The following is a 14,889-nucleotide window of genomic DNA, read 5'->3' on the forward strand; positions in this document are numbered from 1 at the left end:
CCGGCTCCGGCCGGTTTTGCTGTTTTTAATGGTGCTGTTTAGGAACTGTCCACCATGAGATTGTTTGAAACTCGTGCCGGTGACGATGGTTTGCCAGGGCCTGCGCGTGCGCTAGCCGTGCTGGCGCTAGTCACAGGCACGTTGATGGCGGTGGTTGATACCACCATGATCAACCTAGCTCTCCCGACGATAGCCGCTGATCTTAATGTGCCTGCCTCCAGAGCGGTATGGATCACTAATTTATTCCAAGTGGTCTGCGCGGCGTTCTTATTAGTGTTTGCAGGCATAAGTGAGCTGATTACCCGCAGGCGGCTCTATTTGTTCGGTTTGGCTACTTTTGTTTTCGCGGCGTTAGGGGCGGCGCTGTCGCGTAATTTAGAAACGCTACTGGTATTTCGAGCTTTACAGGGGTTAGGGGCGGCGGCCACGCTGTCCATTGGCCCGTCGCTGTATCGGGCAATTTTTCCGTCACGCTTGTTGGGCAGCGCGCTGGGGCTCAGCGCGTTAGTGGTGGCCGGTGGCTACGCGGCAGGGCCAACATTAAGCGGCGTTATCCTCTCGTTTGCCGACTGGCCTTGGTTGTTCGCACTTAATGTTCCCCTTGGCGTGTGTTCCTTATGGCTTGCCTGTCGCGCATTGCCCCGCGATAAACCGCGCCAGGGCAGCTTTGATGTGCTGGGTGCGTTGCTCTCTATGCTGATGCTAGCGAGCTTCTTTCTCGCCATGGATGCGGTGGGCCACGCTGCACCGCTATGGCAAAGCAGTGGCTGGGCAGTGGTAGCTGTGCTGGCTTGTGCGCTGTTTATTCAACGCCAGCGCTACGCATCTTATCCGCTGCTGCCGCTGAGCATCTTTGCTGAAAGGCGCTTTACATTAGCCGTTTCAGCCTCGGGCTTAGCGTTTATCGGCCAAGGGTTAACGTTTGTTGCGCTGTCATTTTTTTACCAGGAGCAGATGGGGTTCTCGCCGCTGGAAACGGCGTGGTTGTTCACCCCTTGGCCACTAGCGATTATGGTGGTCGGCCCCCTGGCAGGCCGCTTAGCTGACCGGGTCAATCCCAGTGTGCTTTCAAGCGCAGGCTTAATGCTGCTGATGATGGGATTAGTGGCGCTCGCGCTGGTGGATGAATCCACTGGAGTAGCAGGCAGTCTGTGGCGCACCGCTTTATGTGGTATTGGGTTTGGTCTATTTCAGCCACCGAATAACCGCGAAATGATGGGTAGCTTGCCGCCTGAGCGTAGCGCTAATGTCTCTGGCGTGATGAGCACCACTCGTACCGTTGGCCAATCGTTTGGCGTGGCATTGGTGGGGGCAGCACTGGCGTTGGGTTCTCCAATGCAAGTTACCCTATGGTTAGGGGCGGGCACCACGCTGCTAGCGCTGGTAGCCAGCCTTTCTCGAGTGGCGTTAGCTCAGCGTGCTCTCAATGAGCGGCGGGCATCGTCTGTTAGCAAGTAACGGCGTACAATAAGGCAATGGCTGACTGAAGGAGAGAGTACTCATGGCGATGCAGACACAGATTGAGCAGAAGTTAGCGGCGTTAACGCCCGACGTGCTGCACGTAGAAAACGAAAGCCACATGCATAACGTGCCGGCTAATTCTGAGACGCACTTTAAAGTGACGCTAGTCAGCGACAACTTTGATGGCATGATGCCGGTAAAGCGGCATCAGCAAATTTATGCACTGCTCGCCGATGAGCTGTCTGGCCCAGTACATGCGTTGGCGCTACATCTGTACACCCCAAAAGAGTGGCAGGCACGTGGTGGCGAACGCCCTAACTCGCCTAACTGCCGTGGCGGTGGGCAGTGACACCAGAGGCTGTTCGCAGACAATATTTGGAGGCGATGGGCATCACTGTCTGGGCATCCAAATATCAGCTACCCCATGCGTGCCCCACAGAGGCGTGCGAGTGGGAGGATGCGCCGGTTGCCACTCCACCACGAGAGCGGCTTCACGCGCTATTGGACGATGCACCTGCACCGCGCCCGCGTAGCCAGTCACCGGTTATCAATAGCGCTTCCAGAGCGGCTAGTACTGGCTCCTCTTCGGCCCCTGCGGCAGTGCGCGCGCTGCTTGGTCAACCGCCTGTACCTGACAGCAAGCCAGCCGTAGCCACGGTTACTTCGACACAGGAAAATTTTACGGCTGAAAGGTCTGTGCAGGAAAGTTCTGGGCAGGAAGGTTCTGTGCAGGAAGGTTCTACACAGGAAAGTTCTTTACAGATAAATTCTGTGCAGGGGAGTTCTACGCAGCAAGAACAGGCTGTTAGCAAAGCTAAACCGTTAACATTCGGTCTTTCTTGTGTTTGTGTGGGCGGGCGCTGGTTAAGTCTCCATGAGGGTGAAATAACGCCTGTTGAGCAGCAGCTACTGGCCAATATGCTACGAGCGGCGGGAGTGTTGAGCGGCGAGATGCCTGTGGTGACATACTTTAAATGGCCACCGATGGCGAATGCCTTTACACCAGAAGAGCCATTGGAAGAAGCACAGGACGGGATGGCTGCCTTTATTGCAGGTGCTGCAGGCAGGCAAGGGTGGCAGTTGGAGCGCCTGCTATGGTGGGGCGCTGACGAATTACCCGACGATTCACCCCTGGTGCGGGTTATGGCGGTTAGCCAGCAGCATAGCCAAACGTTGTCGCTGCCCGTGTGGCAAGGTCCTGCTCTGAATACAATTGCCCAGCATGGGAGTACCAAACGTGAGCTTTGGCCTGAGCTTGCCTCGCTTGGCAAACAGTGGCGTAGTGAGGCCAACTGCTAGTGATACGCCAATTAAGTATTGCTGACAGCGCTGAGCTACAGGCATTAGAAGCACAAGCTAACAGTGGTATAGGCTTGCCACATCTTCGCAATGCGTTAGCAGACGCGAATTCACAGGTAATTGGTTACTGGCAGCAAGAACCATTGATTGGCTATGCCATGGTGGCTCGTTTGCCGTTTGAAGCAGAGCTTCAAGCGATTGGGGTGCTTCCCCAGGAGCAAGGCCAGAGAGTCGGCTATAAACTGCTTAGTGAAGTGGTTGCCTGCGCAAGGCAGTGGCAAAGCGAGCGCTTATTGCTGGAAGTGCGGGTAAGTAATCAGCGCGCAATAAAGCTCTATCGACATTATGGGTTTCATGAAGATGGACGTCGCCGAAACTACTACCCGGCTGCACAGGGCGAGGCCGGGCGAGAAGATGCGTTATTGATGTCGCTGTTGCTTTAAGAAATGCTATCGCTGTCCATGTTTTCAAACTTGCTGAGCACGCCCTGTAGCCGACGCTCCCACTCCTCACGCTCCTGTTTAAGCTGGGCGTTTTCGCTACGCAGCTCTTCATTTTCAAGCTTCATCAATTCCAACGCCTCTACGGTGTCGGTGACTTTCTGTTCCAACTGGTTAAATAACTCAAGGCTCATGCCTACCTCCAGCAATGTCGACAGGCACATTGCCTGTCATAACGGGGATGAAATCGTAATTCAGTTGGGCGAGCGTAACGCCGCTGCAAGATGGCGGCAAGCGCAGTTTACACGGGTTTACGAACGTAGAGCCGGGCAGCGCTTTCCCCAGCTTGAGTTTCTCGGTACAGCTGCCAATTAGCAGGCACCTCCGGAGAGAGCGAATTTTCAGTTTCTAGGTAGATCATGGCTTCGTCGGTCAGCCAGTTATTTGCTTCTAACATAGCGCAGCAGGACGCTGCCAAGCCTTGATAGAAGGGCGGATCAAGAAAAATCACGTCACTAGGTTGACTAGGTTGATCAAGAAATATCAGAGCATCGGAATTGACCACCCGGCCATTGCTAGCTCCAAGAGTGATAATATTTTCACCAATTAGCGCGGCTACCCGAGCATCACGCTCGATAAACGTAACGTGATTAGCGCCTCGGGAGAGGGCTTCAAAGCCGAGTGCTCCCGTGCCTGCAAAGAGATCTAACACACGTTTGTTAAACAAGTGTTGGCCAAGCCAGTTAAACAGCGTTTCACGCACGCGATCAGGGGTTGGGCGTAGCCCCGGGTGGTCAAGCACTGGCAGTTGGCGACGACGAAAATCACCGCCGATAATGCGTAGCTTACCTGGCGGCTTGACAGGCCCACGCCGCGCTGCTGAAGAGCGAGAAGTAGCGGAACGAGAAGAAGTAGAGGAGCGAGAAGAGCGTTGTCGTTTCATAACATGGATTGTAGCGGGCTACTTATCCAAAGTCTTGGTCTGCGATGGTAGGATAATCGCAATGTTCACCTATTAAGTCGGATGACACCTATGTTCGGTTTTTTCAAACGTAAGAAAAAGCACGACTCCCCGCAGGAGCAGCAAGATCAGCAAGCGCTTTCACAAGAGGCGCATGGTGACGCAGAGCCTACTAAAGAGTCTAAGCTAGAGCATAAAACAGAGCAGGGCACGCCAACGGAGGAAGCCGTTGCTTCAGCAACATCAGCCGCTGAGCTCGCGACGACTGTCGAAGAAGAGGCTGAAAAAGCATCTGCTAGAGAGCAGGTGCAAGAGCCTGAGCCTGCAGTAGAGGCTGTTTCAGAGCCAGAGCCAGAACCAGAACCAGAACCAGAACCAGAACCAGAACCAGAACCAGAACCCGCCGCAATGCCTGCACCTAAACCGGCTCTTGAAGAGAAGCCAGTGGCAGAAAAAGGGGAAAAGAAAGGCTGGTTCGCTCGTATTAAATCAGGGCTAGGCAAAACCCGCGCCAATCTAACGGATGGCATTGCAGATCTGTTTTTAGGCAAAAAGCAGATTGATGATGAGCTGTTGGAAGATCTTGAGACCCAACTGCTTATGGCGGATGTCGGCATTGAAGCCACTAGCGAGATTATTGAGCGCCTTGAGGCGCGCGTTTCGCGTAAAGAACTGAATAATCCTGAAGCGCTATATCGTGGTTTGCAGGAGGAGCTGGCAACAATGCTAGCGCCGGTAGCGACACCGCTAAATTTTGAAAAACAGAGCGATGGGCCTTTTGTCATCCTCGTGGTAGGTGTTAACGGCGTAGGTAAAACGACGACAATCGGCAAGCTGACCCAACGTTTTCAACGTGAAGGTAAAAGCGTCATGCTCGCTGCCGGTGACACTTTCCGGGCAGCGGCGGTTGAACAGCTTAAGGTGTGGGGTGAGCGTAACAACGCGCCGGTAATTGCGCAGCATACTGGTGCTGATAGCGCGTCAGTGATCTACGATGCGGTTGCAGCTGCCAAAGCACGTGGCGTGGATGTGCTGATTGCCGATACAGCAGGGCGGCTGCACAACAAGAGCCATCTGATGGAAGAACTAAAAAAAGTGCATCGGGTCATGCAGAAACTGGATAGCACCGCTCCCCATGAGGTGATGTTAGTGCTGGATGCGGGCACTGGGCAAAATGCCATTTCTCAGGCCAGTACATTTAACGACGCCGTGCCGATCAGTGGTATTACTCTGACCAAGCTGGACGGTACCGCTAAAGGTGGGATTATTTTTGCATTGGCGAAGCAGCTAAAAACACCGATTCGCTTTATTGGCGTGGGCGAAGGGCTTGATGATCTTCGCCCCTTTGAGGCAGATGACTTTGTTAACGCGCTGTTTGACCGGCAAGGGGATGATGGCCGCGCATGATCGCTTTTGAACATGTGGGTAAGCGCTATGGAGGGCGCTTTGAGGCGCTGGCACACCTAAACTTTCGCGTTGCAAGAGGCGAAATGGTGTTCCTGACGGGGCATTCTGGTGCTGGTAAAAGCTCGCTGTTGCGACTAATTATGCGTCTCGAAAAGCCTAGCCGTGGTCGTGTAGTGGTGGCTGGGCATGATATTGCCGAGCTTCATGCCAGCCAAGTGCCGTTTTATCGTCGGCAGATTGGTGTAGTGTTTCAAGATCATCAACTGCTGTTTGATCGCAGCGTGTTTCGCAATGTATCTCTGCCGCTGGAAATCCAAGGAGTAGAGCCACGTGAAGCAGCGCGGCGCGTTCGTGCAGCCTTGGATAAAGTCGGGCTTTTACACCGTGAAAAAGCGTTACCGGTAGAGCTTTCCGGCGGTGAGCAGCAGCGAGTGGGAATTGCGCGCGCAGTGGTTAATAAGCCAGCTCTGCTTCTTGCTGATGAACCTACCGGTAACCTTGACCCACAGCTTTCTGCCGACATTATGGCGCTGTTTGAAGACTTCAATCGTATTGGAACTACTGTGATGATTGCCAGTCACGACCTAGCGTTAATCGCACGGCTGCGCCACCGTATTTTACGCCTGCGCGATGGGCGTTTGGTGGCAGATGAGGGCGCCGTATGAAACGTGCTGCGACACCCCGTTCTACAGGTGTAGCGCCCAAGGGTAAGCGACAAGCGGCCAGAACCTCCAGTGAGCCATCCGCCGAGCGGCGTGGGGCGCGTTCACATCAAACACGCTTTAGCAGCCGCTTACGCGCCTGGGGGCGCCATCATCGTGCCATGGCGATGGATAGCCTTTATCGCCTGATACGTTACCCTGTGGGCAATCTGCTCACCATGCTGGCCATTGCTATTGCGTTAGTCTTACCCGCGGCACTTTGGTTAACCTTAGATAGCGCCAAACTGCTAGACGCAGAGCTGGATGAGAGTGCAACCCTCACGGTTTATCTGGAAACGACCGTAGACGCTGCGCAATCTGCGCGTATTGACGAAGCCGTTAGGGCAGATGAGGGCGTCGCAACGACGCGCCTTATTAGTGCAGCACAAGGGATGGCTGAGTTTCAGCAGTCGCTAGGGATTGAAGATACCTTAGCGGGCCTTGACGATAATCCCTTGCCTGCCAGTATTGTCATCTACCCGCAGAGCGTTGAGCCTGCGGCTATGGCGCAATTGGCACAGCGGTTGGAAGCGTTCTCTGGGGTAGACGAGGTGCGTGTAGACCTCGCATGGGTAGAGCGTTTACGTCATTTAGCAGACCTTGGGCGACGGGTAGCGCTCGCGCTTGGTGTGCTGTTTGGCTGTGGAGTGCTGCTAGTAGTGGGCAACACGATTCGCCTAGCAGTTGAGAGTCGGCGGCGGGAAATTGAAGTGGTGATGCTGATAGGCGCAACTCATGCGTTTGTGCGCAGACCCTTTCTTTACAGCGGGGCCTGGTACGGTGTGGGTGGCGGTCTTTTGGCGTTGGGTTTGTTGGGGCTTGGTAACCACTGGCTGTCGTTGCCTGTGGCGGCCTTGGCTGCAAGCTACGGCGCGAGCTTCGTATTGCCGCAGTTAGACGTGACAGGCTCTACAATTCTGCTATCTTGCAGTACACTACTGGGCTGGCTGGGAGCGTGGCTGGCAGTTACACGCCATCTCTCTAGCATACGCCCGCGTTAATTGTGTTTGTTATGCGGTCATTAACGGGAATTTCTACCCCGTTTTGTGTCTTATGCAGTGAATGCATCGGTCGTATGAACCTTATGCTTAGGCTAAGGTCTTAGAGTTAACAGTACACCAACCACGATAGGTTTTAAGGGAGACCACCTGCACATGAGCACTAGTCTTCTACCGGTGGGTCAGCTCTCTCCAGGTCACGATCTGGGTGGCTACATCAAGGCGGTTAACGGAATTCCCGTACTAAGCATTGATGAAGAGCGTGAGCTTGCATTCCGCCTCCACGATGAAGGTGATCTGGAAGCTGCGCGTCGTCTGGTGCTTTCGCACCTGCGTTTTGTTGTGCATATTGCTCGTAGTTATTCAGGTTACGGTTTGCCACAGGCTGACTTGATTCAAGAAGGTAACGTTGGTCTGATGAAAGCCGTTAAGCGCTTCGACCCCAATCAAGGGGTTCGCTTGGTGTCTTTTGCCGTGCATTGGATCAAAGCGGAAATTCACGAGTTTGTGCTTCGCAACTGGCGAATCGTCAAAATTGCCACTACCAAAGCGCAGCGCAAGTTGTTTTTTAATCTGCGTAGCGCCAAAAAACGCTTAGCCTGGCTGAATAATGATGAGGTCAATGCGATTGCAAAAGATCTCGATGTGAAGCCAGAAATAGTGCGCGATATGGAAGGACGTTTGTCGGCTTACGATGCGGGCTTTGATGCCTCTCCTAGCGACGACGAAGAGAGCACCTATCAAGCACCGGCGTACTTTTTAGATGATGCTTCAGCCGATCCGGCAACGCTGTTAGAAGACAGCAACTTTGAAGAGGATTCAACGCGTCGCTTGCAGCTAGCTTTGAAGGGGCTTGATGAGCGTTCGCGGGATATTTTGCAGCGTCGCTGGCTGACCGATAATAAAGCGACACTGCACGACTTAGCTGATGTGTATGGCGTTAGCGCTGAACGCATTCGTCAGCTCGAAAAGAACGCTATGAAAAAGTTGCGTCAGAAAATGGGCGACGCTATCGCCGCTTAATTTAAGTATATATATTGGGTAAGTAGGCTAGATAAACGCCCCGAAGGCAGAGCGCTTTCGGGGCGTTTTTATTGGTTGGCTGGCGGGCTTGATATGTCAACGCTTGCTAAGCCGGTTGCACGGTTTCTCGTAACAGTTGGCTAGATAGAAGTGCCCACTGATCTTCCCAATACTCTGTTGGTAAGCGTTTGAAGTCACTACGCACATATTGAGAAACACGTCCTTCTGCCTGAGCGATCAGCAGGTTAGCTGCGGCGGATGCAGGAATGCTTGTGCGCAAGCCTTCACGCAGTTCAGCCTCCCGTAGCACCTGTTTTAGTTGAGTTTCCAGGCGCTCGAAAAGCTGGTGTACCCGCTGGCGTAGCCGCGCCGTTTCGCCGGTAAGAACATCGCCACCCAATACCCTGGCAAGCCCAGGGTTTTTCTCGGCAAAGCCCAGTAGTAAGGTCAAAATCGTGCTGCAGCGCGATGTAGCATCGGGGATATCTTCCAGGATGCGGGTAATGCGCGCAAAAATGCTCTCCTCAATAAAGTCGATTAGACCCTCAAACATACGCGCTTTACTGGGGAAGTGGCGATACAGCGCTGCTTCGGAGACGCCTACCTGGCGGGCAAGTGCAGCGGTTGTGATGCGTTTACCGCTATCCTCTTCCAACATAACGGCTAAGGCTTGCAGGATTTGCTCGCGGCGGCGAGGTTTTTGTTCGTCACTCATGACGTTATCCCTCCGTCGCGGTTAACCTGCGTCAGTAATCAGGGTGCCTACCCCAGCATTGGTAAAGATTTCCAGGAGTACGGCATGGGGAACGCGACCATCAATGATATGGGCGCTGTTAACGCCGCCTTTCACCGCGTCCAGCGCGCAGCGAATTTTCGGCAGCATGCCGCCGTAAATAGTGCCGTCAGCGATTAGGCTATCGACTTGAGTGGTTGAAAGACCAGTCAAGACTTCCCCCTCGCTATTCATTAAGCCTGCGACGTTGGTTAGCAGCATTAGCTTTTCAGCGTTCAGCGCTTCGGCTAGCTTGCCTGCTACTAAATCGGCGTTAATGTTGTAGCTATTACCTTCACCGTCAACGCCGATAGGCGCGATTACCGGAATAAAGTCTCGGGCAGCGAGCATCTCGATAAGGTCGGTGGAGATAGACTCCACTTCACCCACGTGCCCGATGTCGATGATTTCCGGCGCGGTCATCTCTGGGCTTTGATGCTCTACTTTCAACTGGCGGGCGCGAATTTGTGCGCCATCTTTGCCGGTTAAGCCAATTGCTTTGCCGCCGCTTTGGTTGATCAGGTTAACAATGCTTTTATTGACCAAGCCTCCCAGCACCATCTCCACAACGTCCATGGTTTGGGAGTCGGTCACACGCATGCCGTTCACAAAGCGCGATTCGATATTCAATTTTTCCAGCAGGCTGCCAATTTGTGGCCCACCGCCATGTACCACGACTGGGTTAATGCCGACTTCTTTCATAAGCACGATGTTACGCGCGAATGAATCGATCAACGTGTCTTCGGTCATGGCGTTGCCGCCATATTTAACGACGACCGTTTTGCCCGAAAACTGTTGGATGTAGGGGAGGGCTTCTGACAAAACCTCCACAACGACCTGGGGGTCGCGGCTAGTTGAACTCATGACGTTGTCCCTTTTGCTTTTTTCCGTCGCTACGTTTATCGCGACCGTTATTACAGCGCGAGCATTGGCTTTTCCATGCGGCGTGTTGTTTTGCGTTTTATCTCGTTTTACTTATGTCGTGTTCATCTTGCTGTTTATCCACCCTGTTATGTGTACTTACCCTGCTGGGGTTTCAGGGATCGTCAGTGCTGGTGAAATCTCCGCCAGCGCATTGGCAAACCGCGCTTTTATTCGGCTAAGTGCCGCGGCATCGCTACCCTCAAAGCGCAGTACTAGTGCAGGTGTGGTGTTGGAGGCTCGGCACAGTCCCCAGCCATCGGCATAGTCCACGCGAATGCCATCAATCGTGGTTTTGATACCTTCGCCGAAGTCGCCCTCTCTAGCAAGCTTCTTGATAAGCGCAAATTTTTCTTCATCAGCGACCGCGATATTAATTTCAGGTGTACTGATATCTTGTGGAAACTGCTCAAATAATTCATCAGCACTGCCGGGGTGGCGGGCGAGAATTTCAAGCAGGCGAGCCGCCGCGTAGAGGCCGTCGTCAAACCCGTACCAGCGCTCTTTGAAAAAAATATGCCCACTCATTTCACCGCCCAGCGCAGCACCGGTTTCGCGCATACGCGCTTTGATGAGTGAATGGCCAGTTCGCCACATCTCTGGTTCGCCGCCAGCCTGGCTAATGGCACGCGCTAAGTTCCCGGTGCACTTAATGTCGAAGATCACCTTAGCGCCTGGGTTGCGTGACAACATATCTGCTGCGAACACCATCAGTAGGTGATCAGGGTAGATCATGCGGCCACTTGGCGTGACAACCCCTAAGCGGTCGCCGTCTCCGTCAAAAGCCAAGCCAATATCGGCACCTGTTTCATTAACGCTGTGGATCAAGTCGCGTAGGTTTTCAGGTTTGCCTGGGTCGGGGTGGTGGTTCGGGAAGTGGCCATCAATCTCGGCAAATAATGGGGTAGTTTTTACCCCCAGGCGCTCGATAAGCTGTGGGCCAAGCTCTCCGGCAACCCCATTGCCACAATCCACCACGGCACTCAGTGGGCGCTCAATGTGAATATCGCTAATAATTCTTTCAAGATACGCTGCGCGTAGGTCGTGCTGGCGAACACTGCCTTGGCCGCTGGTTAGGTCGCTTGCTTGAATTCGCTCATAGAGGGCGGTGATAGCATCGCCGGAGAGCGTTTCACCCGCTAAGACGATTTTAAAGCCGTTGTAGTCAGGTGGGTTGTGACTGCCGGTTAGCATTACCCCGGAGGAGCTTTCAGGCAGTGTGTGGGTGGCGAAATAAAGCACAGGTGTTGGCACCATGCCGATATCAATAACATCCCGCCCAGAGGCTGTTAAGCCGCGAATCAGCGCTGCTTGCAAATGTGGCCCGGAGAGTCGTCCATCACGCGCAACAATGACCGTTTGCTCACCACGAGCGGCGGCTTCAGAGCCAATAGCCCGGCCAATGAGTTCAGTGGTGGTCTCACTCAGCGTATCGTCCACAATACCGCGAATGTCGTAAGCACGAAATATCGACGCAGGTACGTTCATTGTTGCTCCTAGATTGACGGTAAAACAGCCTTGGTTTACTGGCGACCTGTGCTACCAAAACCTCCGCTGCCGCGGGTGGAGTCGTCAAAGGCATCGACAATGGCAAGCTCCGCCTGCACGACCGGGACAAGCACATATTGAGCAAGGCGCTCAAAGGGCGATAGCGTAAAGCTGCTTTGCCCACGGTTCCAAACCGATACCATTAGTTCGCCCTGGTAATCAGAGTCGATCAGTCCAACAAGATTACCCAGTACGATGCCGTGCTTATGGCCTAGCCCGGAGCGAGGCAAGATCATGCCTGCTAAGCCAGGATCTTCTATGTAAATGGCAAGGCCTGTCCGCACGAGCTGACAGTCGCCGGGAGCAAGTACCAGTGGTTCATCTAGCAGTGCTCGCAAATCCATCCCCGCTGAGCCTGTTGTTGCGTAAGAGGGGAGGTAGTCGTGCAGGCGTTCATCCAAAACTTTGCACTGCAAGCGTGGGCGAGAACCGCTCATGATAATTCTCCGGAGGATTGAGAAGGTGGTTGAGAAGGTGGTTGAGATAGTCGTTGAGATTGAAGCTGGGATAGTCGTTGAGAAGGCAGCAGTGATAGGGCGTGACGAATAATTAGCGCGGCTAGCTGCGTTTTAGGCTGCGGTGGGGCGTCCAGTTGGTTGGTGCCCGTCGCTGTGCGCCACAGCAGTAACGCCGCATTGTTATCGCTACCAAAGCCAAGACCCTGCCGGGAAACATCGTTGGCTACGATCATATCCAGCCCTTTGCGGGTTAGCTTATCTTCTGCGTAGTGCGCGACCTCCTGGGTTTCAGCAGCAAACCCCACTACCAAGGGGCGTTGGTCAGTAGGCAGCGCGGCCACATCGGCAATAATGTCCGGGTTTTTGACCAGCGTCAGCGTTAGCGTATCGCTGTCGTCAGTTTTTTTGATTTTGTGCTCGGCCGCGCTGGCGGCGCGGTAGTCGGCGACCGCAGCACAGCCAATAAATAGGGCTGCATGAGGCGCTAGTGTTAACGCTTCATGGTGCATTTGCACGGCGGTTTCCACATCAATCCGCTCAACGCCATTGGGGGTGGGTAGAGTAACCGGACCGCTTATCAGCGTCACCCGTGCCCCCTGGTTTGCTGCTTGCGCGGCTAGCGCATACCCCATCTTCCCCGAGCTGTGATTGGAGAGATAGCGCACAGGATCTAGCGCTTCGCGGGTAGGACCTGCGGTGATGACGACGTGTGGCGCAGAAGTTGGCGCTGGTGATTTTGCAGCAGAAGCAAAGTGCTGAGCTAAGAAATCAACAATAGCGTCTGGTTCGCTCATTCGTCCGGGGCCTACGTCGCCACAGGCTTGGTCGCCTGCAGCGGGACCAATGAGTTGCCAGCCGTCGGTGGCTAACTGATTCACGTTGCGCTGGGTTGCAGGGTGACGCCACATGGCCTGATTCATGGCTGGGGCGATCAGCTTGGGGGCTTCCGAGGCCAGACACAGAGTGGTCAGCAGATCGTCTGCCATGCCATGCACCAAGCGTGCGATTAAGTCGGCTGTGGCTGGGGCGATCAGAATCGCATCTGCCCAGCGGGCTAGCTCGATATGGCCCATGCCTGCTTCCGCCTCAGGATCAAGTAGCGAGGTGCGTACGGGCTCCCCTGACAGTGCTTGAAGCGTTAACGGCGTGATAAACGCTTGGGCACCCTCGGTCATCACCACGCGAACCTCACAGCCCGCCTGCTTTAGTAACCGAACAATCAGCGCGCTTTTGTAGGCCGCAATACCGGCGCTAACACCGAGCAGCAGGCGTTTGCCAATCAGCGATGTTGATGGACTTGGCGATAATAAGGCCATGATGGGCAGTCCCATGTAGCGTTTGTTAAAGGTGTGTACCATACCATTTGGCCGGTTATTTTGGCATGCTCAGCCAGACGTTGGAAAAGTCAACAAGAGTGCGCAGTGGCAAGCGCGGGCGGTGCTGTCAGCATGGGCAGGGAGGCGGCGATGGGGATCAATCACTGGCCAGAGGGTGAGCGGCCACGAGAGAAGCTGTTGAACATGGGTGTGCAGGCGCTCTCAGACGCTGAGCTTCTGGCCATTTTTTTACGCGTCGGCGTTCAAGGGCGCTCGGCAGTCGATTTGGCCCGGGACCTGCTGGCCAGCTTTGGTGGGTTAAGGCAGCTTTTGGAAGCAGATCAGGATCAATTTTGTGCAGCCAGGGGGCTTGGAAGTGCCAAATTCGCTCAGCTTCAGGCGACCCTTGAGCTTTCCAGGCGGCACATGGCGAGCCAGCTTGCCCGCGGCAATGCGCTCACCTCTCCGGCGTTGGTGCGTCATTACCTAAGCTCTCAGCTGCGTCATTTGGGTCATGAAGAGTTTGCGGTGCTTTTTTTGGATACACAGCATCGAATTATTCGCTATGAATCCCTATTTCGCGGTACCCTAGACAGCGCATCCGTTTACCCCCGCGAAGTTGCCAAGCGTGCGCTCGAACTACACGCTGGTGCTGTCATCCTGGCACACAATCACCCGTCGGGTGTTGCTGAGCCAAGCGATGCTGATCGACGTATCACTGAACGCCTAAAAGATGCCCTCGCGCTTTTTGATGTGCGGGTACTTGATCATTTTGTGGTGGGGGACGGTGACGTGGTTTCGTTTGCCGAGCGCGGCTGGCTATAGCAATTAATGAAAATAGTGCGACGTCAAATTCTCGCTGTTTATCTAAGTAAATTGTCCGAAAAGTGCCTTTTTTGGCATTTTTAGGCGTTTTTGCTTGCTGGTAGCCGGGTGCTCTGGTATAAAGTGCCACCTTTAAACTTGGGTTGAATAACGGATTTGGGTACAGCTAGGCGGTTAACTGCGTCGACTCCCTCCCTGCTCCGGTTTGCCCGACAGTTTTGAACAACTCGCCAAGCGGTTGGAGGCTCTCATGTCCAAAGTATGTCAGGTTACCGGCAAGCGTCCGGTAACTGGTAATAACGTTTCTCACTCCCAGCGTAAGACACGTCGTCGTTTCTTGCCGAACCTGCACACCCATCGTTTTTGGGTTGAAGCTGAAAACCGCTTCGTCAAGCTGCGCGTTTCCTCTAAAGGAATGCGTATTATTGACAAGAAAGGTATCGAAACGGTTCTGGCTGATATCCGCAAGCGCGGCGACGCCATCTAAGCTAGCATTTTGGGAGAGTTAAACCATGCGCGATAAGATCAAGCTGGTGTCTAGTGCCGGTACAGGCCACTTCTACACCACTGATAAGAACAAGCGGAACACACCGGATAAGTTCGAATTTAAGAAATACGACCCGGTCGTCCGTAAGCACGTTATCTACAAGGAAGCCAAGATCAAGTAATCGCGATTACAATGATCGGCTTTCACCGCAGGCGAGTGCCTGTTGAAAAACCCGGCCCTCAGCCGGGTTTTTGCATGTCTGATAGTTAGCC

At 54.0% G+C, this 14,889-nt stretch carries 18 protein-coding genes; 11 read left to right on the plus strand and 7 right to left on the minus strand.

The window, feature by feature from the left end; all coding sequences use genetic code 11:
• The first annotated feature begins 54 nt into the window (after nt 1-54).
• The 4 genes from K1Y77_RS02220 to rimI are packed head-to-tail and all read left to right on the plus strand — an operon-like array spanning nt 55 to nt 3,203.
• The gene (locus K1Y77_RS02220) at nt 55-1,458 is read left to right on the plus strand and encodes an MFS transporter (protein WP_264430122.1); all 1,404 of its coding nucleotides are present in this window, start codon (nt 55-57) and stop codon (nt 1,456-1,458) included.
• A 43-nt stretch (nt 1,459-1,501) separates the two neighbouring features.
• Nucleotides 1,502-1,810 (plus strand): BolA family protein, encoded by a 309-nt coding sequence (locus tag K1Y77_RS02225; protein WP_030074384.1) that lies wholly within the window; start codon nt 1,502-1,504, stop codon nt 1,808-1,810.
• 35 nt (nt 1,811-1,845) lie between these two features.
• The gene (locus K1Y77_RS02230; protein ID WP_264430123.1) at nt 1,846-2,760 is read left to right on the plus strand and encodes a hypothetical protein; all 915 of its coding nucleotides are present in this window, start codon (nt 1,846-1,848) and stop codon (nt 2,758-2,760) included.
• Nucleotides 2,760-3,203 (plus strand): ribosomal protein S18-alanine N-acetyltransferase, encoded by a 444-nt coding sequence (gene rimI, locus K1Y77_RS02235; RefSeq protein ID WP_030074381.1) that lies wholly within the window; start codon nt 2,760-2,762, stop codon nt 3,201-3,203. Before K1Y77_RS02230 ends, rimI begins: the two co-directional genes overlap by 1 nt.
• Here the strand turns inward: rimI and zapB are convergent.
• Both zapB and rsmD read right to left on the minus strand, forming a co-directional pair.
• On the minus strand, nt 3,200-3,394 hold the full coding sequence (zapB, locus tag K1Y77_RS02240; protein WP_264018906.1) for a cell division protein ZapB: 195 nt from the start codon (nt 3,392-3,394) through the stop codon (nt 3,200-3,202). The two genes, rimI and zapB, sit on opposite strands and share 4 nt — an antisense overlap.
• 107 nt (nt 3,395-3,501) lie before the next feature.
• A complete protein-coding gene (gene rsmD, locus K1Y77_RS02245) occupies nt 3,502-4,143 on the minus strand; it encodes a 16S rRNA (guanine(966)-N(2))-methyltransferase RsmD (RefSeq protein WP_264430127.1) in 642 nt (213 codons plus the stop codon).
• Between the two features lie 90 nt (nt 4,144-4,233).
• Here rsmD and ftsY point away from each other — a divergent pair, with 90 nt between their 5' ends.
• From ftsY to rpoH, 4 genes are all read left to right on the plus strand, one after another.
• Nucleotides 4,234-5,568, plus strand: coding sequence for a signal recognition particle-docking protein FtsY (gene ftsY / locus K1Y77_RS02250; RefSeq protein ID WP_264430130.1), 1,335 nt, complete (start codon nt 4,234-4,236; stop codon nt 5,566-5,568).
• Entirely contained in the window at nt 5,565-6,233 is a 669-nt protein-coding gene (gene ftsE / locus K1Y77_RS02255) for a cell division ATP-binding protein FtsE (RefSeq protein ID WP_009724117.1), read from the plus strand. Before ftsY ends, ftsE begins: the two co-directional genes overlap by 4 nt.
• Nucleotides 6,230-7,270, plus strand: coding sequence for a permease-like cell division protein FtsX (gene ftsX, locus K1Y77_RS02260; protein WP_264018903.1), 1,041 nt, complete (start codon nt 6,230-6,232; stop codon nt 7,268-7,270). The genes ftsE and ftsX overlap by 4 nt, the downstream gene beginning before the upstream one ends.
• A 153-nt stretch (nt 7,271-7,423) precedes the next feature.
• The gene (gene rpoH / locus K1Y77_RS02265) at nt 7,424-8,290 is read left to right on the plus strand and encodes an RNA polymerase sigma factor RpoH (protein ID WP_030074371.1); all 867 of its coding nucleotides are present in this window, start codon (nt 7,424-7,426) and stop codon (nt 8,288-8,290) included.
• A gap of 106 nt (nt 8,291-8,396) precedes the next feature.
• Here the strand turns inward: rpoH and slmA are convergent, their stop codons facing one another.
• The 5 genes from slmA to coaBC all read right to left on the minus strand — a co-directional run bounded on the left by slmA (nt 8,397) and on the right by coaBC (nt 13,305).
• Nucleotides 8,397-9,005 carry a nucleoid occlusion factor SlmA gene (gene slmA / locus K1Y77_RS02270; RefSeq protein WP_264430133.1) on the minus strand — a complete coding sequence of 203 codons (609 nt, stop codon included), beginning with the start codon at nt 9,003-9,005 and terminating at the stop codon, nt 8,397-8,399.
• 21 nt (nt 9,006-9,026) lie between these two features.
• Nucleotides 9,027-9,926 carry an acetylglutamate kinase gene (argB, locus tag K1Y77_RS02275; RefSeq protein ID WP_030074366.1) on the minus strand — a complete coding sequence of 300 codons (900 nt, stop codon included), beginning with the start codon at nt 9,924-9,926 and terminating at the stop codon, nt 9,027-9,029.
• Nucleotides 9,927-10,082: 156 nt separating this feature from the next.
• Nucleotides 10,083-11,471 (minus strand): phosphomannomutase/phosphoglucomutase, encoded by a 1,389-nt coding sequence (locus K1Y77_RS02280; protein ID WP_264430136.1) that lies wholly within the window; start codon nt 11,469-11,471, stop codon nt 10,083-10,085.
• A gap of 35 nt (nt 11,472-11,506) precedes the next feature.
• A complete protein-coding gene (dut, locus tag K1Y77_RS02285) occupies nt 11,507-11,968 on the minus strand; it encodes a dUTP diphosphatase (protein ID WP_030074362.1) in 462 nt (153 codons plus the stop codon).
• The gene (coaBC, locus tag K1Y77_RS02290; protein ID WP_264018900.1) at nt 11,965-13,305 is read right to left on the minus strand and encodes a bifunctional phosphopantothenoylcysteine decarboxylase/phosphopantothenate--cysteine ligase CoaBC; all 1,341 of its coding nucleotides are present in this window, start codon (nt 13,303-13,305) and stop codon (nt 11,965-11,967) included. Before coaBC ends, dut begins: the two co-directional genes overlap by 4 nt.
• Nucleotides 13,306-13,455: 150 nt before the next feature.
• On the opposite strand from coaBC, the gene radC reads away from it, so the two are divergent.
• From radC to rpmG, 3 genes are all read left to right on the plus strand, one after another.
• The gene (gene radC, locus K1Y77_RS02295) at nt 13,456-14,130 is read left to right on the plus strand and encodes a RadC family protein (protein WP_030074358.1); all 675 of its coding nucleotides are present in this window, start codon (nt 13,456-13,458) and stop codon (nt 14,128-14,130) included.
• Between the two features lie 250 nt (nt 14,131-14,380).
• Complete coding sequence (rpmB, locus tag K1Y77_RS02300; RefSeq protein WP_009724126.1) at nt 14,381-14,617, plus strand: 50S ribosomal protein L28; 237 nt, start codon at nt 14,381-14,383, stop codon at nt 14,615-14,617.
• 25 nt (nt 14,618-14,642) lie between these two features.
• Entirely contained in the window at nt 14,643-14,798 is a 156-nt protein-coding gene (rpmG, locus tag K1Y77_RS02305) for a 50S ribosomal protein L33 (protein WP_009098622.1), read from the plus strand.
• Nucleotides 14,799-14,889 lie beyond the last annotated feature (91 nt).

This window comes from Halomonas qaidamensis, assembly GCF_025917315.1.
Lineage (GTDB): Bacteria > Pseudomonadota > Gammaproteobacteria > Pseudomonadales > Halomonadaceae > Vreelandella > Vreelandella qaidamensis.